Source organism: Micromonospora sp. NPDC049662, from assembly GCF_040675055.1.
In the GTDB taxonomy this organism is placed as follows: Bacteria; Actinomycetota; Actinomycetes; order Mycobacteriales; family Micromonosporaceae; genus Micromonospora.
Window position 1 is genome coordinate 365,824 of record NZ_JBFAOC010000001.1, and the last position, 20,342, is coordinate 386,165.

16 protein-coding genes are annotated in these 20,342 nt (G+C 67.3%); 7 read left to right on the forward strand and 9 right to left on the reverse strand.

Annotated elements, in window-relative coordinates; genetic code table 11:
- Positions 1-7: 7 nt before the first annotated feature.
- The 7 genes from AB0J36_RS01495 to AB0J36_RS01525 all read left to right on the forward strand — a co-directional run bounded on the left by AB0J36_RS01495 (position 8) and on the right by AB0J36_RS01525 (position 10,461).
- Entirely contained in the window at positions 8-670 is a 663-nt protein-coding gene (locus tag AB0J36_RS01495) for a GNAT family N-acetyltransferase (protein WP_363659966.1), read from the forward strand.
- A 322-nt stretch (positions 671-992) separates the two neighbouring features.
- Complete coding sequence (locus AB0J36_RS01500) at positions 993-1,145, forward strand: FxLD family lanthipeptide (RefSeq protein WP_363659967.1); 153 nt, start codon at positions 993-995, stop codon at positions 1,143-1,145.
- A 93-nt stretch (positions 1,146-1,238) separates the two neighbouring features.
- A complete protein-coding gene (locus AB0J36_RS01505) occupies positions 1,239-4,349 on the forward strand; it encodes a lantibiotic dehydratase (RefSeq protein ID WP_363659968.1) in 3,111 nt (1,036 codons plus the stop codon).
- A complete protein-coding gene (locus AB0J36_RS01510; RefSeq protein WP_363659969.1) occupies positions 4,346-5,635 on the forward strand; it encodes a lanthionine synthetase C family protein in 1,290 nt (429 codons plus the stop codon). The genes AB0J36_RS01505 and AB0J36_RS01510 overlap by 4 nt, the downstream gene beginning before the upstream one ends.
- 14 nt (positions 5,636-5,649) lie before the next feature.
- On the forward strand, positions 5,650-7,722 hold the full coding sequence (gene fxlM, locus AB0J36_RS01515) for a methyltransferase, FxLD system (RefSeq protein WP_363659970.1): 2,073 nt from the start codon (positions 5,650-5,652) through the stop codon (positions 7,720-7,722).
- A 1-nt stretch (position 7,723) separates the two neighbouring features.
- Positions 7,724-8,872, forward strand: coding sequence for a hypothetical protein (locus AB0J36_RS01520; RefSeq protein ID WP_363659971.1), 1,149 nt, complete (start codon positions 7,724-7,726; stop codon positions 8,870-8,872).
- Between the two features lie 101 nt (positions 8,873-8,973).
- Positions 8,974-10,461 (forward strand): hypothetical protein, encoded by a 1,488-nt coding sequence (locus AB0J36_RS01525; RefSeq protein WP_363659972.1) that lies wholly within the window; start codon positions 8,974-8,976, stop codon positions 10,459-10,461.
- A 631-nt stretch (positions 10,462-11,092) separates the two neighbouring features.
- Here the strand turns inward: AB0J36_RS01525 and AB0J36_RS01530 are convergent.
- From AB0J36_RS01530 to AB0J36_RS01570, 9 genes are all read right to left on the reverse strand, one after another.
- The gene (locus AB0J36_RS01530) at positions 11,093-11,635 is read right to left on the reverse strand and encodes a hypothetical protein (RefSeq protein ID WP_363659973.1); all 543 of its coding nucleotides are present in this window, start codon (positions 11,633-11,635) and stop codon (positions 11,093-11,095) included.
- Positions 11,632-13,296: an alpha/beta hydrolase gene (locus AB0J36_RS01535; protein WP_363659974.1), complete on the reverse strand. Its 1,665-nt coding sequence runs from the start codon at positions 13,294-13,296 to the stop codon at positions 11,632-11,634. Before AB0J36_RS01535 ends, AB0J36_RS01530 begins: the two co-directional genes overlap by 4 nt.
- Positions 13,297-13,302: 6 nt before the next feature.
- A complete protein-coding gene (locus tag AB0J36_RS01540) occupies positions 13,303-13,605 on the reverse strand; it encodes a type VII secretion target (protein WP_363659975.1) in 303 nt (100 codons plus the stop codon).
- A 73-nt stretch (positions 13,606-13,678) separates the two neighbouring features.
- On the reverse strand, positions 13,679-14,980 hold the full coding sequence (locus AB0J36_RS01545; RefSeq protein ID WP_363659976.1) for a hypothetical protein: 1,302 nt from the start codon (positions 14,978-14,980) through the stop codon (positions 13,679-13,681).
- A 56-nt stretch (positions 14,981-15,036) separates the two neighbouring features.
- Positions 15,037-15,444 carry a hypothetical protein gene (locus AB0J36_RS01550; protein WP_363659977.1) on the reverse strand — a complete coding sequence of 136 codons (408 nt, stop codon included), beginning with the start codon at positions 15,442-15,444 and terminating at the stop codon, positions 15,037-15,039.
- A gap of 64 nt (positions 15,445-15,508) precedes the next feature.
- Entirely contained in the window at positions 15,509-18,925 is a 3,417-nt protein-coding gene (locus AB0J36_RS01555) for a LysM peptidoglycan-binding domain-containing protein (RefSeq protein WP_363659978.1), read from the reverse strand.
- A gap of 20 nt (positions 18,926-18,945) precedes the next feature.
- Positions 18,946-19,440, reverse strand: a complete 495-nt coding sequence (locus AB0J36_RS01560) for a TadE/TadG family type IV pilus assembly protein (RefSeq protein ID WP_363659979.1) — start codon at positions 19,438-19,440, stop codon at positions 18,946-18,948.
- Positions 19,440-19,925: a TadE family protein gene (locus AB0J36_RS01565; protein ID WP_363659980.1), complete on the reverse strand. Its 486-nt coding sequence runs from the start codon at positions 19,923-19,925 to the stop codon at positions 19,440-19,442. Before AB0J36_RS01565 ends, AB0J36_RS01560 begins: the two co-directional genes overlap by 1 nt.
- Positions 19,922-20,263, reverse strand: a complete 342-nt coding sequence (locus AB0J36_RS01570) for a TadE family protein (RefSeq protein WP_363659981.1) — start codon at positions 20,261-20,263, stop codon at positions 19,922-19,924. The genes AB0J36_RS01565 and AB0J36_RS01570 overlap by 4 nt, the downstream gene beginning before the upstream one ends.
- Between the last annotated feature and the right edge of the window lie 79 nt (positions 20,264-20,342).

Here is a 20,342-nt window from a genome sequence, read left to right on the forward strand (position 1 = left end):
AGTGAGCATGACCGTCACCAGCACCACCACGACCGTGCGCCAGGCAACTCGCGACGACATGAGGCCCCTGACCTCCGTCCTCGCGGCGGCATTCTTCGACGGGCCCGTAGCCGATTGGCTGGTCCCCGACCATGCGGATCGCGAGGCCGTCTACCACCGGTACTTCGAGCTCGTCCTCGATCACGGCTTCGACCACGGTCACGTCGACACCACCACCGACCTTTCCGCCGTGTCGATCTGGTACCCCCGGGCCGAACCCCCGCTAGGAGAGTCGCCGGGGTATCAGGCAGCGCTAGAAGCGGCCACGAAGGCGTACGCGCCGAAGTTCGCCCTCCTCGACGCCGTGTTCGAGGCCTTCCATCCGAGCGAGCCACACCACTATCTCGCGTACGTCGCTGTCAAGCCCGAGCAGCAGAACCGCGGCGTCGGCGCGGCATTGCTCACCCACCGTCACCGCCAGCTCGACGAGCTCGGCATGCCGGCGTACCTGGAGGCGAGCAACGTGCGCAACCGGGAACTGTACGTCCGACTCGGCTATTGCGCCGGGCCGCCGATGATCCTGCCCACGAGCGGACCGACGATCTGGCGGATGTGGCGCGGGCAGCCGCGCGCCGCCCGACCGAATGGCTTTCCCACGAGCATCCCGTTGCCGGGTCGGCGGTCGCTATGACCCCGTGGGGCGTAGCGGGCTGGGCTTCGCCGTGTCCGCCGACGGGGTCGACGTCCCAGCTCGTGATTGACCCGCGAGAACCGGGGAGGTCCTCGCGGCGCAGTAACGAGTGACCCGACGTCGGCCCGGCTTGTTCTCGTACGTGCTCATCTTCGAGCGGCAAGACCAACGGCGCCGGGTATCCCGCACGGCCCTGACCTGCCCACACCCGGCAGGTACCGGCAGCACAGCTCCGCCCGCAAGGGGCGGTAGGGGTGGCACCGCCGCCACCTCAGCATCACCCCCGGGCCAGGTCGGCCCGGATCTCCGGATCGGAGGAGAAATGGCAGACAGCATTCTGGAGCACACCGGCAGCGACGACGAGTTCGACCTCGACGTCACTTTTCTGGAGGTGACCGACCTGGCGGGCCTGGTCAACCTGACCGACGACGGCTGTGGCAGCACCTGCACCGCTTGCACCACCAACGTCGCCTGACCGCAACCGTCCAACGCCGGCCGGCACGACGGCAAACAGCAGTTCCGCTCGTGCCGGCCGGCCACCCCGTCCAGATCCTCAGCGAGGTGCAGTGTGCGCTCTCCCCAAGACTCTCCTGCTTACCGATCAACCCACACCGCGCTCGTCCGCGCAGTCGCTCACCCTGAGATCGAGCTGCCGCCGTGGCCGGACCTGACCGAGCCTCGCGCTGATCTGGTTCCCGTTTGGATCTCCTGGTTGCGCCAGGTCTGGGCCATCGACACGGTCGCCGACGCGGTGAGTCAGGCGAGTCCGGTTCTCACCGCCCAGGTGGGCAAGCTGTGTGCGGGCAACGCGCTCACGACCCGTGAGACACGGCGGGTGATTCAGTCCGTTGCCCGATACGCGCAGCGTTTGCTCGGCCGCCCCACCCCATTCGGACTTCTCGCGGGCGTGGCACCGGCTGTGTTCGGCTCACGGTTGCCCAGCAGGTGGGGTACCTCGCACCAGGCCGTCGCGCGTGCGGGTGCGGCGTGGATCAGCGACGTGATCAACCGCCTGGAGGCATGTCCTGAGCTGGTCACCCGACTATCGGTGGTCGCGAACACCACGATGACCGTACGCGACAACCGGCTCGTCATCCCCTACCAGCCACAAGCCCGCCCCGCTGGGGGACCGGCCGCCGCCGAAGTCTCGCTGCGGTACTCGGCGCCGGTACGGACTGCCCTCGCAGCCGCGCAGTGCCCGATCCGAGTCGATGTGCTCGCCTCGCGGGTGCAGGCGGCGTTTCCCCACGCCAGCGGGACGCTGGTGACATCGATGGTCACCCAGCTGATCGCTCAACACGCCCTCATCACCAACCTGCACGCGCCCGGTACTGAACCGGACGCATTCGGCCACCTGCTGCTCCAACTGGACGAGGTGGATGCTGCCACGGTCCCTTCGATCGCCAACGTCGTCCAGGGGCTGCGCGAGGCACACGCCGGGCTACAGCGGCACAACGTTGCGCAATCCACGAACGCCCGGGCGACTCGCCGGCAGGTGACCACGCAGATGCGGAGCCTCGCCCTGTCGACGCACGAACCTCTCGCGGTGGATCTCCGCCTGGACGCGTCGGTGACCCTTCCCGATCAGGTGGCGCGGGACGTCGAGCGCGCCGCCCTCGTCCTGACGCAACTGAGCGCCCACCCCTACGGCACGGCGGGCTGGAAGGCGTACCACCAGCGCTTCTACGAGCGATACGGGATCGGGTCATTGGTGCCCTTAAGAGATGTCGTCGACCCGGACAGCGGTCTCGGATTCCCGGACGGGTACCCCGGAGCCGCACCGGTCGAAGTGCGCCCGCCGATGTCCCGACGAGACGAGGTGCTCCTCGCCATTGCCCAGCGGGCTGCGCTCGATGGCGAGGACGAGGTTGTCCTCGACGACGCGCTGATCGCGCAGATGGAGCTGGGTACCCAGCGGCTACGGCTGCCCCCACATTTGGAGGCGAGTGTCCGCGTACAGGCGGCCGACGAGGCGGCCCTCGCGCGCGGCGACTTCCAGATCGAAATCGTCGCCGTCTCCCGAGCCGCCGGCGGACTCACCGGAAGGTTCCTGAGCGTCCTATGGTCGGCCGACGCCGGGCGGTTCGCCGCCGGGCTCACCGACCTGCCTGCCGGCGATCGGGAAACTGTGCCCGTCCAGCTGTCGTTCCCACCACTGGACCCGGCGACCGCCCACGTTGCGCGCGCTGTTCAGCTTCTGCCGACGGTGATCAGTCTGGCGGAGCACCGTCGATCGGCACGGTCGGTACTCACCGTCGACGACCTGGCCGTCGGGTGCGACGGCCGGCGTATGTTCCTCGCCGTTCCTGAGCGGGGCCAGCGGGTCGAGGCGGTCGGCATGCACGCGCTGAACCTGCGGACACACACTCCGCCATTGGCCCGGTTCATCATCGAGGTCGGGCGCGCCCAGTGCGCCCAGGTGACCGCGTTCAACTGGGGCGCCGCAGCCCGAGCCCAGCTACCCTTTCTTCCCCGACTGCGGTACGGACGAGCGATCCTGGCTCCAGCCACATGGCGACTGCAGGCCAGCGAGCTAGCCGACCGCCACCAGTCCTGGTACGCCTGGGACGACGCCCTCGACCGGTGGAGAACGCGCCGTCGCCTACCGCGCCTGGTGCATCTCGTCGAGGCCGACCGGCGTCTGCCGCTGGACCTCGACGAGTCGGCGCACCGGGTCCTGCTGCGCACCCATCTGCTCACCGCGCCGCGAGCCGTTCTCACGGAGGCGCCTACCCCCGAGAACCTCGGATGGTGCGGCGGGCGGGCCCATGAGGTCATCGTCGCCCTGCGCGCTACCGAGCCGCCGCCCTGGCCACCTCTCCCCGCCCCAACGCCAGCCCGCGTCATCACGCGCGACCAGGGCCAGACTCCGGCCGCCTCCCGAATCCTGCTCGCCAAGCTCTACGGGGACATCCGCCGCCAGGACCTTCTCCTCGCCGCGCATCTGCCACGGCTGCTAGCCAAATGGGAGGTGCCGCCCGACTGGTGGTTCCTCCGGTTCCGCGACCCCGACCAGCACCTACGTCTACGCATCGCACTACCCGACGTGTCCGCGTTCGGACCCGCGGCGCAACGGGTCAGCGCCTGGGCCGACGACCTGCGTCGACGTGGCCTGCTGCGGGAGGTGCAGTACGCCACCTCGTATCCGGAAACCGGTCGGTGGGGCTCCGGTCCGGCGATGCAAGCGGCCGAGGGGGTCTTCATCGCCGACTCTCACGCAGTGGCCACGCACCTGCGGCAGCTGGTACGCCCGAGCCGCCAGGCCTTGGTCGCCGCGCACACCGTGGCCATCGCCATCGCGTTCGCCGGCGGCCTGGACGAGGGCATGCGCTGGCTGATCGACCACGTACCCGCGACGGCGCCGCATCCAATAGCCCGGCCGGTGTTCCGCGAAGCGGTAAGGCTTTCTGACCCGGGGAACGACTGGACTGCCCTGCGCCAGCTTCACGGGGGTGCAGCGATCGTCGACGCCTGGAAGAGCCGCGACGTGGCACTCGCCGCCTACCGCACCCACTTCCCAGGCCCGCACACCGAGGGCATCAACGTCGACGACGTCCTCGGCTCGCTCCTGCACGCTCATTTCATCCGTGCGGTGGGCATCGATTTCGACGACGAGGATCAGTGCCGCTACCTCGCCCGCGCTACTGCCCTCGCCTACTTCGCTCGGCGCGATTCGTGAATCCGGCCCAGTGCGAGCAGCTGGCCGTCACCATTGGCGACCTGCTGGCCCATCCCGACGCCCCTTCCCTACCGACCCGCCAACCGTGGTGGCGGCAGTCGCTGGCCCTCGGCGTACCCGGTATCGCGCTGCTGCATGTCGAGCTGGCAGCGGCGGGGCTAAGACCGTGGCAACGGGCCCACCGATGGCTCGCCGCCGTTACCGGCGGCCCGGTAACGGTAGGGGCGGACAGCCACCCGTTCCACGGCGCACCGGCGCTGGCGCATGTCCTTGCCTGCGCTGCCGCCCACCGACCCGGCGCGTACGCCCGCGCGCAGGACGAGCTGGACGCAGCCATCGCCGCCGACGCCCGGCGCCGGGTGGCAACCGCCCACGCTCGGATCGACGCCGGCGGCCTGCCCGCCCTGGCCGAGTTCGACGCCATCCGCGGCCTCACCGGGGTCGGCGCCTACCTGCTGTCCCGCCCCAGCAGCGATCAGGAACTACGAGCCGTCCTCGAGTACCTGGTCCGGCTGACCGCTCCCCTGCGCCACGACAATGAGGTGCTACCCGGCTGGTGGACCGGCAGTGGCCCCGACGGACGCGCAGATGACCGGTTCCCCGGCGGTCACAGCAACAACGGGGTGGCCCATGGCATCGGCGGACCTCTGGCCCTGCTGTCGATTGCCGCCCTGCGAGGCGTCATCGTCGACGGCCAGCTCGCCACGATCACCACCATCTGCGCCTGGCTCGACCGGTGGCGCAGCGAGACCGACGCGGGCCCGATCTGGCCGTACTGGATCAGCCGACCCCAGCTGCATGGCGGCAGCGCTCCGACCGGGCGGGCCCAACGGCCATCATGGTGTTACGGCACCGCCGGGCTGGGCCGCGCTCAGCAACTCGCCGGGCTCGCCGTCGGCGACCCGGTCCGTCGCGCCGCCGCCGAGGACGCGCTGACACGCGCCCTCGGCGACCCCCACCAACTCGCCCTAGTGACGGACGCGTCGCTGTGTCATGGGTACGCGGGCCTCGCCCACCTTGCACACCGCGCCGCCTCCGACGCTTCAGACGAAACCGCCGCTCGCCTGAAGGGTCTCGTTCCGCGCCTGCTTAACGGAATCGGACCGACAGAAACAGAAGCCCACCGTGCGGCCGCCGCCCTACTCGGGGACCAGACGCACCCTGGGCTCCTGGACGGCGCCGCCGGAGTCGCTCTGGCTGCGCTCAGCTGTGGCAGTGCGGCACCGACGAGCAGCGCCTGGGACTCCTGCCTACTCACCATGCCAGCCATTCGCCCTCTCACGTGAGGACACCCAGTCCGATGCCCATGTCCGCCTGGCGGCAGTACACCGTCGAAAGCGCAGATCCCGCAACGGCCGAACACGTCGCCACCACCCTGCTCGCCCCCGCACTCGCCACCGCGCAGAACGCGGGCGTCCTCCACAACTGGTGGTACATCCGCAAGTACCCCTGCTGGCGGTGGCGATACCTCGCCGACGATCCTTCCTCCTACGTGGTCGAGGACCTGCTGGAGAAGCTCACCGTCGACAAGCTGATCACGAACTGGACCCGAGGTGTCTACGAGCCCGAGGCGCTGGCGTTCGGTGGCACGGCCGGTATGCAGATCGCGCACCGCCTCTTCCACGATGACTCCCGGCATCTACTCCTCGATCCTGGTTGCGCGGAGTCGGCTCCGCTCGGGAGGCGCGAACTCGCCGTCGTGCTGTGCAGCGTGCTGATGCGCGGCGCCGGCCTGGACTGGTACGAGCAGGGCGACGTGTGGGCCAAGGTCGCCGAGCACCGACCCGCCGCAGCCCTACCGGACCAGGCAGCCGCAGTACTGGGCCGCGCAGTCAAGCGGCTCATGACCGCAGACGTCCGCAGCCTCGCCCGTCCCAACTCAGACAGCCCACTCGTCAGCTCCAGCAGCTGGCTCGACGCGTTCGAGGCAGCTGGTCAGGACCTCGCCGACCTTGCGCGGCACGGTCGCCTCCGACGGGGCCTGCGTGCGGTCATCGCCCATCACGTCATCTTCCACGCCAACCGGATCGGCCTGCCCCTTGAGGACCAGTCGATCCTCGCCGCACTCGCGGTACAGACCGTCTTCAACCCACAAAGGAGCGCCGTGTCGACCCCAGAACCCACGCCGTCCGCCGTTAGCGTCGTCCAGATGACCACGCCCACCGAATCCGCCGAACTGCGAAACCAGCTCGCGGATCAGCTCCGCGCGGACAGGGTCATCCGGACCTCCGGGGTCGAAGCCGCGGTGCGGCAGACGCCCCGGCACCTGTTCCTGCCCGGCGTCCCGCTGGAACAGGCCTACGCCGACGCGCCGGTCTATACCAAGACCGACGGCCGCGGCACCTCCATCAGCGCCGCCTCGCAACCCCGCATCGTCGCCATGATGCTCGAACAGCTCAACGCCCTGCCCGGCCATCGCATCATGGAAGCGGGCGCCGGGACCGGTTACAACGCCGCCCTCCTCGCCGCGATCGTCGGCGACACGGGACACGTCGTCACGATCGATGTCGATGAGGATCTCGTCGCCGGAGCTCGCGAACACCTCGCTGCCGCGGGCGTGGCCAACGTCGAGGTCATCCACGGTGACGCAGCACTCGGACATCCCGCCGGCGCTCCGTACGACCGGATCATCGCCACCGTCGGAGCCTGGGAGACGCCCACCCAGTGGCTCGATCAGCTCGCCCCCGGAGGTCGGCTGGTGGTGCCACTGCGCCTGCGCGGCGCCGCATCCCGCTGCATCATCTTCGAACGGCACAACAGTGGATGGCGCGACAACGGCAGCGAACTGGCCGTCTTCATGCCACTACGCGGTATCGGCGACGACGCCCGACGACTGGTCGCCTTGAACGCGGAGCAGGACGTGACCCTGCAGGTCAATAGAGATCAGACTGCCGATGCCACAGCGCTCTACGGCGTACTCGACTCCGAGCGGCACGAGCTGTGGACCGGCGTGCTCTTTCCGCCGATGGTCTCGTTCGAATGGATGGACCTCTGGCTGGCTTGTCGCCTCGACAACGCCATCATGCGGATGAACGTCCAGCCTCAGGCCAAGGACCGGGGCGCTGTCGCTCCGATGTTCCAGTGGGGCGCGATGGCCACCACCCGCGGCCAGGATCTCGCTTACCTCACCCTCCGCCCGGCACCTCCGGGGCTTGACGGCAGCAAGGTGTACGAGGTCGGCGTCATCGGCCACGGCCCCGGCGGCAAGGATCTGGCCCAGCAGGTCAGCGAGGAAATCAGCACCTGGGACGCCGATCACCGCACCCGTGACGTCTCCTTCGGGATGCCCGACGTACCCGGCGCCGCAGACCCCTCGGTCGGGTGCTTCGTTCTCCCTCGACCGCACCACCCGATCACCGTCACATGGCAGTGACATGGACCCGAACAGCCAACTCCTACGACGGTTCCCCCTGGTGGCCCGGCCGCGGCCCATCGCGAAACCAGTAGCCGCTCGCATCGACGACCTCTGCGCGCTCGCTGATCGCGCACAGCGTGAGGACGACCTGTCGGCCGCCTCTGCGGTGCTCAACCAGGCCGCCCTCATCGCCTCCGACTGCGGCCAGGCCGAGCTGGCCCGGAGATGGTGCCACGACCACGCCAACGCCTATCTTCTGCCCGCACGACCTCTGGGTGCGCAGGCTGCGCGGCATGCTCTGGAGCCGCTGGTGAACCTTGCTCGCCTGCACATCAGAGACGGCAACGGCGATGCCGCCCATCGAATCCTCGCCAGCCTCTTTCAAGCGGTCTCCACACGTACGGACACACTGATCGACGACTACCCCCTGGCGGCGAGCAGGCTCACTTGGAACGGGACCGACCACCGAGACGTACGGCAGTGGCTCTGGGGCGTGCTCCTCGCCGACGGCACCCGCGCACTGACCAGTGCCGGAAGGTGGCGGGACGCGTACGACCACCTCAAGCGCCACAAGGGAATCGGCCAACGGATGCTCGACGGCCGACAGGTCGCGATCATCGCCCACCTCCTCGCGGGCGAGGCCAAGGATGCACGCACGATCATCACTCAAACCGCCAGCGGCGACCCGTGGGAAGAGGCTGTCACCGGGTGCCTGGCTTACCTAAGCAACGCCGGCAAGCCCGACAAGACACTCCTCGACGCGATGCTCGACAGGTACCGACGGCTAACACCCACGCCCAGCCTTGCCGTCTTCCACACCCGCCTAGCCCTCTCGATCATCGACGCGGGAGATGGCGTAGACAAGCCTGAATCTCGCAGCCTAGCCACGGACCTGATCGGACAAGCCCTCGTTATCAAGGACGCCTACGTGGCGGGTCAACTACTAGAGCACGAGGGCATCCTCAGCGTCATCGGCGCCCAGTCCAAAGCCGCGCTTGCCGGCTTACGGGGAGCAGGTGGATCGCCGTGCAGCCAATCGCTCGCCGTCCCCCTCGACCGCCTGCTGCAGCCCCTGGCCATCAGCAGTTCGGTGATACACCGGCTGGTGCCCGCCAAGCCTAGTAGTACCGAACCGAGACCGACGGATCACCGCTACCGAACAGAGTAGCGAGCGATGGGCGGCGTGAGAGGACGAGGTGCCTCCTGAAGTCGGATTTCCGACGGAGAGGCGGAGCGCACGCTTCGGGCTTGCACATGGTATGAACGAGTATGACGTTGGGTGGAGCGCCGCAGTACGTCGACCTGCACTTCGGCAAAGCCGATGCCAGGAAAGAGGCCGTAACACAACCCGATTTGCTTCTTCGCGGCTTCTACGACGCTTTCGACCTTCCCGCCAAACTCCACACTGGGGATGTAACGGTACTCCTCGGCCCGAAGGGATCGGGGAAGTCCGCCATCGTCGAGCACCTAGAGCTTGAAAGTCACATCCGCTCCAACACATTCGTAACGCGTTATGACCTCTACGAGTTCCCTTATCGGGACTTCATTAATCTGGAGGCTGGCGGGACAACAACTGAGGCTCGCCTCCCTACGGCGTGGAATTGGGTCTTGCTCCTCGCCGTAGTGAACTCATTCAACGAAGACTTAAGATCCCAGTCGAGGGCAAATCCCGATTTTCGAAAAGCAGTGGAAATGCTTGAGAAATTAGGTTTTTTGCCGGGATTGAAGCTTCGGCAAGTAGTTATCGAGTCCACGACAGCCAGCATCGGCGCGGCATTAAAAGGGTTGACGGGCGGGTTCAGCAAGACTCGCTCAAACAAAGGGCTGGCCATCCCAACCGCCACCGAGGTCCTTAGGCGACTTGTTACCGATTTTCGAAGCGAAGCCGTCCACCTAGTCGTTTTGGATGGGCTTGATAAGCAATTCGTTGCTGGCCAAGCGCCGTTCGAAGAGTTGGCAGCACTAGTAATTTCGGCCGACAAGTTGAATCTAGAATTCGTTGAGAATCAAGTGCCGGCGCGTCTCGTTATCCTCATTCGACCAGACATGTACGACCGACTCCCCTCTGGAGAAACCCCGAAGGTAAGGCAGGATTCCGGCTTTCACCTGCACTGGTATCCCTCGAGCGAGCGTCCAGAAGACAGTGAGTTATTCACCCTATTTTCGCAGAAAGCTGCAACTCTCACTCCCGGGATCAATGACGTAATCGCCCAGTATTTCCCGAAATTCATTCAGCCTAGAGGTGGGCGCACCAACATTGCCATACATGACTATCTTCTTAGTCGGACGCGGCACACCCCTCGCGACCTCGGCCAACTACTGACTGCCATTAAAATTCAGGCGCAGCGGGAACAGAGAGTCGGACGCCTGCCGGAGAGCACCATAATTGACGCCGCAAGTCAATACGCGAAGAATTTTTTCTACAACGACGTAATGGCGACGCTCCGCGGTCTCGGATTCAGTCAAAACGACATAGACTCCTTCATGGGCCTAGTGAAGGCAATGCCAGGCGACTTCTTCTCTCGCCGGACGCTTCTGGAGAAGGCTGCCGAGCGTGACTTGAAACTTGGGGACAAAATCGATGAACTACTTCGCCAGCTTTACGAAGCAGGAGCGATCGCAAACAAGACTCGAGCGGGTTGGGTGAACTTTCTCTATCGACAGAGCACTGGCGAGCTTGATGTCGGCGGCAACTTCGTGATGCACCGGTCATTGGCGTTGGCGCTCAATAAGCAACAGCTTTGGGTGCAGAGCTAGCGGACGCCGGAGCCGGTGCTAGGCGACGCGCAAGTACCATCCGAATTCCTACCCGGACGGTGGCCCGCAACGACCGCGGGAGGTCCGACAGCTCGGGCTGCCGCATCTACTGGCACAGGTACGTCGCATCCTCGCCGGACATGACCATGACGTCAGCCTCCCGGGGCCTAACGGCCCACCGCTCCTCACCGATGCTGGGCAGCGTTGTTAGCTCGAGAATGCCGAGCGACCTCCAGCTTAGACCGCGCATCGGCAGCGGCGTCTGACCTGTGGCAAGGCACCGAGCCGGGGCTGGCCCGCCACGAGATGGGCCACCTTAGGGATGCAGAGGGCATTGGAGTCGGTGTTCGGTTTGCCCAGCAGGTCGACCTGCCCGTCGCGGACCCTTTAGTGCTGCGCGCGGACGCGAGAAGGAGTTTCACGCTTGCCCCCTGTACGCAGCGGTCATGATGTTCTCCCACAAGGTCGGGCGATCGGGTGTACGGGAACCAGGCTGGACACCATAACGAAACTCGTCGCCGCTGCGACCCCTCAAGCCCGCCGCACACACGACGGAGAGGACGATGGCCCAATTACGACACGCGATGCTAAGTGAGCCCTCGTCTGCTGTCCCAACGATGCCGGTGCCAGGTCAGGCATTGGCCGGGCTCTCGCCGTCTACCGGCATGTAGCAGTCGCTGAGCAGCCCCACAGCCACGTGATCCAGTGCCTTGGTCGTGGTGAGGCTGACGGTGATCGCGGTACTCGGGTCACGAGCCGAAAGCGATCCGCGGGTGCCCTCGGCGAAGCTGCGGTCCTCGGTAATCTCGTAGCCCTGCTGCCGCAGCCCGTCCCGTACCCGGTTCAGTGTGGTGAGCTGCTCGGCCGGCGCCACCCGTAGGTTCGCGGTGGCGCCGAGGTACCACCGGCCGTCGTCGGCGGTCTCGCCGCCGCGCCCTTCACACGGCACCGTGTTGGTGCTCCAGCCCTCCAGTGGACTGCCGGCGAGGTCGGCGACCGCCTGGGCTCGCGCCTGAACCAACTGAAGCACCTCGTTCACCGGCTTCTGCTGCAACGGCTCGTCCTTACTCTCCGGAGGGTCGCTACCGCCACCCGTACACGCGGTCAAGGTCATCGTGAGCGCAATGACGGCGAGCAGCCTGCGCGCGGGCCTCTTGATGGTGCGGACCGTCACGGCGCCTTCCCCTGTTCGAGTACGGCGGCGTCGTAGTCGCCGATGATGACCGCTGCCTGTGAGTTCAGGGCCTGACTGTTCGGCGTCCAGTAGCCACTGTGTCCCGAGGTATCGACGTGGAAGACGTTGGCACCGAACTGCGGGTCGTGGGGCGCTGGCCCGTGGATCCCCACGGCGCCTTCGGCAAGCCACCCACCAACGAGCGGCACACCCGTGAGCCAGCCGGCGTTCTCCTCGGGTCGGGCGACAAGGGTGTCATCGCTGGCGGCACCGACCCAGACATGCCGTGGGTCGACGTTCAATTCGCTGGCGGCGTCAACGCGCATCCCAGGGCTTCCGACGGCGATCATGTCGTCGGCAGCGAGCCCGTTACCGGTGCTGGCCGCCTCGCCCAGTACCGTCGAGCCGTAGCTGTGCCCGATGACGGTCAGGTGGGATGGGCTTCCGTCGTGCGCGGCTCGCAGCCCGTCGACGAACCCGTCGAGCGCTCGCGCGCCCGCCTCGGACTTTCCGCCGAAGGGCGCCGTGACGATGTCGGTGTCCGCGGATGGTGTGTCGTATCCGAGCCACGCCACGACCGCTACGGGCGGCCCTCCGGGGTTGAGCGCGATCGCGGTGTCCTGCAGGAGACTTGCCCTGTTGATCAGGCCGCGAATCCCCGCGAGCTCCGTGCCTACACCGGGGACGAGCACCGCCGTGTTCCCCGCAGTGTCGGGATTTCCGAGGGCGACCGCAGCCTTCCCATCCCGGCTGGGATCGAGCGACAACAGGTATAGGCGCTTGTCCGGCGCGGCGTTCTCGGCACCTTCCAGCTTGTCCAGCAGCATCAGCGCGGCCGCGTGCTGGCGGCTGTCCAGGCCCCTCCGCTGGTTGACGTTGTCACCGATGAAGGTCCGCAACGCCAGCTGGTTAGCGGCGTCCCGGTCCGTCGCCGGCAGACCATCAAGAGCACCCAACCGCTCGGGGTACGCCGCCAGGTAGACCTGCCGCTCATCGCCCGACAGAGCACTCCACCAGCTCCGTACACCTGCCGGGTCACTGCCCGCCGCAGGAATGGCGGACTCATTGAGCCCCAAGGCGGCCGCAGCCTCGCGGGCACCGTCACGAGCCTCGTTGTACTCCCACGCGTACTGGCCCGGCATGCTGGCCTTCAACTGGCCCAGCGCCCGGGCGATCCGGCCGTCGGCCTCCGTGGCCTCCTGGACGATCGTGACGATCAGGTCGCCGTAGATTCGCGCGTTCTGCAGATCCCGACGGTGCAGCAGTTCCGCGTCTGGGTCGTTCCAGTCACCCCGGTCCGTCTGCCGGGTAGAGACCCGGCCGGTCCCATCGACGCGCAAGCCCAGCGAGGCAGCAGCGTCTACTGCGGCGTCCAGGCGCCGCTGTAGCTCTTCGAAGTCCTCCGCCGCCCCTCGGAGCACGCTCGCAGCTGTCCGGGTCTGCAGGCTCGCGACCTCGAACTCGTCGTCGAGCTCATTCAGCCGCTGAAAGGCCACCGTGGCGGCTGGCCCCTGCCACCCAGACCCCCTAAGCGGACCGGTCAGCTCGACGCCGCACTGCTGCTCGAGCTTCGCGCACGCTTGGGCCAGATCGGTCCATGCCTGGGCGGCGAATCTCAGTGGGCCGACTCGGGCGTCCCTCAAATCGGCGAAGGTGACCATCATTCATCACCGCCCGCGAATGTCGAACCGTGCGGCGTTGGCTTCGTCCGCGTAGCGGTAGTCCGTCGCGCAGAGCCGCAGCCCATCACCGAGAGCGGTCAGGTAATTCGTCAACTTTGCCAGATCGTCCGACCAGGACCACCGGAGCTGCTCCAGCGCCGTACGTGTCTGCCACCCGGGCAAGCCCGTCACGGCCCCGTCCGTCTCGTCGCCCACATCGGCCGCACTTCGCTGCAGTTGATTGCGGAGATCGTCCGCGACCCTTGCTGCCTTGTCCAGCAGCTCCGGCTCGACACGAACTTCCGTCATTGACCGACCTCCCCCGAGATGACGCGAGCCTACAGTAGTCAGACCATCGCGATAAGCGATCATTGGCTCAGGATCACCGTGTCCGCCGGCGAGTCTGCTCCGCGGAGGGAGGCGACGCTCTCGATGGCGGCGGCTGACTTAGCGATGCCTTGGGCCGTGGCGGGCTGGGGAAGGCTGTGCTCGACCAGTTCCTGTACTTGCCATCGTCCTGCGCCCGCAGCAATGCGTGCGTGAGATCTTGAACGACGACGTCGCCCCTCACTGCGGGACGCCAATTCCTGACCACTCGAAACACCAACGAGCCAGCCGGACGCACAAGCACGCCATCACTCTTGACGAACAGGTCACGACGATCCAACGCACTGGTCAACCCTTGGTGGAGTGCGGCCGCAAGGAACGGGAGTTCCCAGGTGAGGCGGAAACCCTGCTGATCATTGATGGGATGCGGCAGGTCAGGATCACGCTGATCGTGTGAGCGCAACCAGCGCAACGCCTCCGCCAGCTCGCCACCAGCGTCCATGGCTAGCCCCATCGGTGTGCCCGTGCGCAAGTCGGCAGCCGCAATCGCCGCCGACCGCCATTCGGAGGTGATTTTCGGCCTACCCTGGCGGGCGAGCACATGGATCGCGAGGCCGAGTTGAGTCCCGAGCTGCAGGTGAACTCCCGTCAGCTCCCTTGGGTTTTGCCACAGCCAGGTTCGCGCGGCTCTGATGGCCGCGATCGCGTCCTCGACACTGTTGGCCATCGGCACGGGGTACATGGGAGAACGGGCGACGTCCAGCCCACGCAGGCGAGGATGCCCGCTACCCAGTGCGACCAGTTCGCGGGCGACCGCGCTCAATCCGCTGCCGCTGGTCCACTCGGCCGCTTCCGCGGCCGGCCGGTAAATCTCACCGAGATAGCCGTGCGTGTGATCAAGCCACCCGGGCAGCGCGATGTCGATTGCGACTGCGTTGAGCGCAAGTTGCGCTATGTCAGCCAGACCGGACTGGACTCCGGCGCCAGCTCGAATCGCCTGCCCTTCCGGCGTTCCGGGTTGGTGCTCCGTTGGGAGATGACTGGCGAGAATGTCACCGATCACGGTGATGGCATCGGCAGCTCGACGCAGCGACAGCGTCGGCTCCAAAGTCGGGGTGTCGCGAGAAGGCGGGAGCGTTCGATCGACAGCAGCGGCGGCACGCAGGCCGAAGTACAACTGGATGGCTGGCTTCCACTGCCCGCTAAGGACAGTGGAAGCTTCTGCCCGGCTCGACACGGCGAGTTGCGGGCGTCCAGCCAGCAGTTCAGTGGTGCGAGCCAGCTGTGCCCAGACAGCGCATCGGGCAACGACGGTCGCGTTGACGTCGGCGGCACTACCCGGTGGACGCCGCCCCATGAGCGCTGCTGCCCTACGCAAGGAGTGGTACGCCTCGTCGTACCACTGGCCAACCGTCATACCAGGGTCGCGACCGCGCGCCGTAGCTGCTGAGCGGCGGCCGTGTGTAGGTCCCGGCTAGCCAGGTCGTCGTGATGGTCGGCGGCCAGACGGTCGTGGTGGCGCGCCAGCTGCTCCAGCAAGACCGCCACGACACGACGGGTCTCAGCGTCGTCGTGGGTGGGCGACTCAGCGTCAACAACCACGTCATCGTGATCCGAATAGAGCCTCGCCCGGATGTCGAGCAACTCCAGGCCGAAGCGATCCCAAGCGAGGTCAGTCCCGGCGAGGCTCTTCCACGCCTCGATCGCCAACTGAACGGCACCAGCGGCAGCGATGCCGTCGGCATCGTGAGCAAGGAGATCCGCTACCTGCCGTGCCGCGTCGTTGTAGTCCGTCCCGCGAGGTTGGTTCAATGTCGGCATTTCACTCAATCCCTCGTCGTCGAATAGTCACTGCGAGTCGTCCATGTTTACGCATACCGTCGGTCTACCCGGTGCCGCTAGTCGCGGCGAGCAGGTCTGGCATGAGCTCACGCAGCAGGGCGTAGGTGACAGGTGTTAGATCCTCGGGCACCTCGGCTTCCCGAACGCGCATCAACTCCCCCATGAGATTGCGCAGCTCAGCGGTGTGGCCGTCGGCGTGTGCGGCGCGCATGACGTCGTGCCAGGGCGCGTCATCGCCGCGCTCCGGGTCAGCCAGCCACGCTTGTTGTACGGCCCACCGCGCGCCGGCCGGATCGCCCGCGTCGAGATAGAGCTCAGCGAGCTCGTGGGCGGTGTCCACGACCGCGGAGACGATGTGGCCCGGATAAATATCGGACTCTGGCAGCCAGGTAAAGGGGTTGCGGGTGCCGGTGGCGTACGCGCGGTCGGCGCCTTCGAGCGGTTCACCCCGAACGAGTTCCAACGCGGCTCGTAGGTCTCTGACGCCGGCGGGACCACGGCTTTCGCCCCGGCTGCGCAGTCGACGAAACAGGTGCCAGTCGAGCAGGTAGCCCGGTGCCAGCCGATAGAGCCGATCGGCCCCCATCTCCGGCAACCACGGGGCTCCGTCCACAGCCTCACCGAGCCACCGGCGTGCACGGGTGATGGCCACCCGGCGGCTTGCGTCCTTGACCTGCTGATCGGGCCACAGCGCGTCGGTGAGCTGCTCTGCGGAGGCTCCACGAGCGCCGCGCTGGGCGAGATAGACAATAAGTTCCGCGTGGAAGCGGCGGCGCTGGTCGGGCACCGGTCCGGGCGCGTCGACGACAACCTGCCCCAGAATGCCGATCCGGGGCCGAGACCGGTCCTGCTCACGCCATGCACGCAGATCAGAGTCGAGCTGTGGATCGACTTGGCGGCGGCGCTGGCGGATCGCAGCGGTGACCTCGCGCGGTGGGGTCGTGGCGACAGCGCGGGCGTGTTGGATGCGGGGCACGGAGACGATGAGGTCCGGCGCAACCGACGCTTCACCGGTGGCGTCCGGTGCACCGTCCGATGACAACGCCGCCGGCTCGGCCTGCTCGCTCGTACTGAAAAGGCGGTCGAGCACTGAGCCGGCGGCATCGGTATCTTCCGCCCACCGTTCCAGCTCATTGGCCTGCGGGGTTGGCTCGTCCGTGACGGATCGCGCCTGAGTCATGATCTCGACGAGCGGTTCCAACTCTCGTACGGGCAGTCCAGCTGCGACGCCGTTGACGAGCAGGAACGGGAGGGCCAGGTGCAGTAGGCCGTCCTCGTCAATGATCGCGGTGTGCGGGCCGGCGGCGGTGACGGCTTTGGTGGTCCTGACGACTGCGACAGCGCATCGTCCGGCGTCTTGCAGCTCCTTCCCGAACCCATCGAGTACGTCAAGGTCGTCCGCGTCCGGATCGGCGACGAGTAACACCTGTGGTGCCCAGGCTTCACCGACGTCGAGAATGCGACCGGCGAACGTGTCGGCTGCGTCGCTGGCGCGTAAGGCGGCGGCCACGGCTGCGGCACGGCGCCGAAGCCGTGTGACCGCCTCACCGACCGACGAGGCCGCGCGTATCCGGTCCGGATTGAGGGCGACGAGCAGCTCGGTCTCCGGTACAGGAAAGCCGGTGACGATGACCTCGACTTCGTCGGACCAGGCGTTGCAGGCCAACTCGCAGGCAACGTAGCGGAGGAGGGCGAGGGTGCGTTCGCTATCACCAGCGATGGTGAGGCTGCCGAGACGTTCGAGGTCGATCAGCAGGTGGCGTCCGGGCTGCGAGCCGACGGCGACGAGAGTAGGCAACGGGGCAAGCTGCTCGGAGAGGGGCGGGATGATGGCGTCGCCCGGCAGCGTCCAGTTCCTGTGGTCGACGATCCACGGGACGGGCGGTGCTGGGTCGGACTCGCTCAGCACCACCGTGACCTCGCTGTCGACGATCCAGGCGGCGGCGATGTCCGGCAAGGGCCGTTCGCGCTCAGCCAGCGCTGCGGCGAGGCTGCGTAGGGCGAGATCGAGCCGCTCGACGTCGGCGGGTTGCTCGGCCACGCGGAGAGCTCGTTCCGTGGCGCCACCGCGTGGCTGCGGTAGCCGGCGGCCCGGCTGACGGTGCTGTCGTTGGCGGTGTCGGCGACGTAGCACAGCGGCGAGTAGCAGCGCCGAGAGCAACCCTGCGCCGGCCAGCGTTCCCAGAACGACCGTCTCGTCGGCGTCGCCATCCTCGGCCGGTGGTGTGGGCCGATCATTCGACTCCGCGGGGTACGCGGCCGTCCCTGCTGGTGATGGGATGGCTGCTGTGGGCGGGGGCGCTGCCGGAGCGGGAGGTGGCGCCGAGGGAGCCGGCGCTCGTGGGGTCGCGCTCGGCTGGTTCCCGCCGACGTCTGGTGGGGGAGGTTTGTCTGGCTGGCCTTCGGCTTTCGGAGCGCTCGGAGCTGGCTGGGTGCCTTCGTCGGCCAGGAGCTGGCCCTGGGCATGGTCGGCAGAGCCGCGGTCGCGGGCATCGCGGGGCAGGATGACCCGCCAGCCGCGCTCGATGTGGTTCGGGAATCGGTGGTCACGTCGTTCAAGATCGGGGTTGAGCGCTGCGATCTCGGCGTAGCGGTCGGTGTCACCGAGGAAGCGTTGAGCGATACCCGCCAGCCAGTCACCGCGCGCCACTTCGTAGACCATCGACCCGGCTGTTTCCACTGGTGTCGCCTGCATCGTGGTTGTTGCAGCCAACGAGGCGTCCACCGGAATTCGCAGCGTCCAGCCCGCGTACACACGGGTGTTGCCGGGCTGAAGGCGCCGGCCATCCGGTTGCGTGCGGCCCTGGTTTACTTCCGCAAGGCGCTGCCAGGGCACGTGGTACGCCTCGGCGATATCCAGGAGGCTCTCGCCCCGTTTTACTGGATGCTCGAGGTAGCGGTCGGCGGCACGGTTCGCGGCCGGCGCGCTGAGTGCGGACGGTTCTGTCGTCGTGGCTTTCGATACGGTCATGGTGGAACTGGCAACGGCCGCGGGCACTGATGAGGCGGAGGCGAGGGCGGGCGTGGCCATCGCACCAAGGACGGCAGCAACCAACGCCGCAGCAGCACGCTGTTGCAGCCGACCACCGGGGATCCGGGCGGCGTTACGTGGGACGCGCCCAGTGCGTCGTCCTTGCAGTTGGGCGATCGTCTCGGTGATCAGAGCGACCACGAAGGTGACCCACGTCCACGCCGCCAGAAGGATGGCGACCCAGCCGGCCAGCGCCAGCGTCTGCAGAAACAGGCCTCCGTCGTCCCTCCTGCTGGCCGCCTGCCAGGTTTCGGCGAGGGCGGCAGGGGGATCAGCGACGACGTCCGAAAGCCACTCGGCCAAGGCTGGCAGTGGATTGCCGGCAGCCCAGATGAGGAGGGCAGGCAAAGCGACGATCACAGCGACCACAACGAGGGCGCCGATGCCGTCGATCGCCTGCCTGCCACGGCCAGTCGTTGGTGCGGCCACGGTTTGCTCCTTCCCGGCTGCTACTGCGCGATCAGGGTCGCCGTCGCCCGACCGGTCGCCGTCGTGCCGGCTCCCCCGCCGAAGAGGTCGAGCAGAATTGGGTTGTAGGTGACAGTGACCGTGACGGTGAGCTGTTGAGAGCCGTCTACGGTGACGCTGCCCGCCACCCCGTCGAGGTCGTCCAGGTACGCCTGGACGGCGGCTGAGGCCATGGAGGCGTCGATCTCCTTGGCACCACCCTCGATGGCCTGACCCGCCCTGATCGCCTGTCCGCCCGCCCGGGCCGCTTCAGCTGCGATGTTGTCCGCGCGTTGGTATGCGCGCACCTTGGCTCCCCCGTCGACGACGAGGCCGAGCAGAGCGAGGAAGGCCGGTGTGAGGACTGCGAACCAGATGGTGACTCGACCATCGTCGGCACGCAGCCGCGCCCCGATGCTGTTCGAGGCCGGGCCGGAACTACCACGAGTGTCTTCAGCGCCAGAGTGTTGAGAGCCAAGCCCGACCTGCACGCCCATCACCCGCCACTAGGCATCGCTCGAGAATTTGCTTCAGTAACCCCGGCCCCGGGAGCTCTGCTCCGATACGTATCCAGCGGGCTCGTGAAAGAGGCGGTCAGCGCCGCGCTGCCGGGCAGGCCAGGTAGCGCGACGTCCGAGAACGCAGCGGTGCAACTGACGGTGGCGGTAACGGTGGCGGGTTGGCCGACGGCAATGCCGAATCCTGCGGTGGAGACCGTGACGCTCAGGTCGCCGCAGCTCAGGCCCTGAGCGTTGAGCGTGGAGGCGGCCGCACCCAGCGCCTGCGTCTGGGCCTGACTCGCGCTACGGGCCAGGGATGCGGTGCGGGCCGCATCGTAGGCAGCGGCTTCGAGCGCCTGCCGAGCGAGGTTGACCCTTCCGCCGATGACAACGCCGGCGAGAAGAGCCAGAACGGCCGGTGCCACCACGGCCATCTCGATGCTCGCCGAGCCGCGTTCACCGTGGGTCCGCAGGGTACTCATGGCGTTGTGGCCCGCTCGACGGGTCCATGGGCGGATTTGCTGACGGTCCAGCTCAGCCCGGGTAACACCGTGATCGCTTGGCCGGTAACGGTAACGTGCGCCTCTTTCTCGGATCGGGTGACGACGACCTGTTGGTCCTCCAGGCCTACGCCGGCCGCCGCCAGGAAGTTGCCAGCCCGCGTCTCTCCGGCTGCGGCCGAAGACTGGTAGCCCCTGGCGGCGTTGACCCCCTGCGTAGCGGCACCGAGCGCGATCGACTGAGCGAAGAAGACCAGCCCGGTCTGAATGATGGCGAAGGTCAACAGGATCATCGGCAGCGCGATGATGGCGAACTCCACCGGTGAGCTGCCGCGATCACTGAGCTGATGGTCCGTCCGCCCGCCTCGGATAAGACGCGGGCAGACGGTGATCCGTGTC

Excerpts from the sequence above, each read along its gene's own strand:
- AB0J36_RS01500 (WP_363659967.1), top strand. The coding sequence starts at position 993 with ATGGCAGACAGCATTCTGGAGCACACCGGCAGCGACGACGAGTTCGAC.
- AB0J36_RS01495 (WP_363659966.1), top strand. The coding sequence starts at position 8 with ATGACCGTCACCAGCACCACCACGACCGTGCGCCAGGCAACTCGCGAC.
- AB0J36_RS01525 (WP_363659972.1), top strand. The coding sequence starts at position 8,974 with ATGACGTTGGGTGGAGCGCCGCAGTACGTCGACCTGCACTTCGGCAAA.
- AB0J36_RS01560 (WP_363659979.1), bottom strand. The coding sequence starts at position 19,440 with ATGGGCGTGCAGGTCGGGCTTGGCTCTCAACACTCTGGCGCTGAAGAC.
- AB0J36_RS01565 (WP_363659980.1), bottom strand. The coding sequence starts at position 19,925 with ATGAGTACCCTGCGGACCCACGGTGAACGCGGCTCGGCGAGCATCGAG.
- AB0J36_RS01550 (WP_363659977.1), bottom strand. The coding sequence starts at position 15,444 with ATGCCGACATTGAACCAACCTCGCGGGACGGACTACAACGACGCGGCA.
- AB0J36_RS01545 (WP_363659976.1), bottom strand. The coding sequence starts at position 14,980 with ATGGGGCGGCGTCCACCGGGTAGTGCCGCCGACGTCAACGCGACCGTC.
- AB0J36_RS01520 (WP_363659971.1), top strand. The coding sequence starts at position 7,724 with ATGGACCCGAACAGCCAACTCCTACGACGGTTCCCCCTGGTGGCCCGG.
- AB0J36_RS01540 (WP_363659975.1), bottom strand. The coding sequence starts at position 13,605 with ATGACGGAAGTTCGTGTCGAGCCGGAGCTGCTGGACAAGGCAGCAAGG.
- fxlM (WP_363659970.1), top strand. The coding sequence starts at position 5,650 with ATGCCCATGTCCGCCTGGCGGCAGTACACCGTCGAAAGCGCAGATCCC.
- AB0J36_RS01535 (WP_363659974.1), bottom strand. The coding sequence starts at position 13,296 with ATGGTCACCTTCGCCGATTTGAGGGACGCCCGAGTCGGCCCACTGAGA.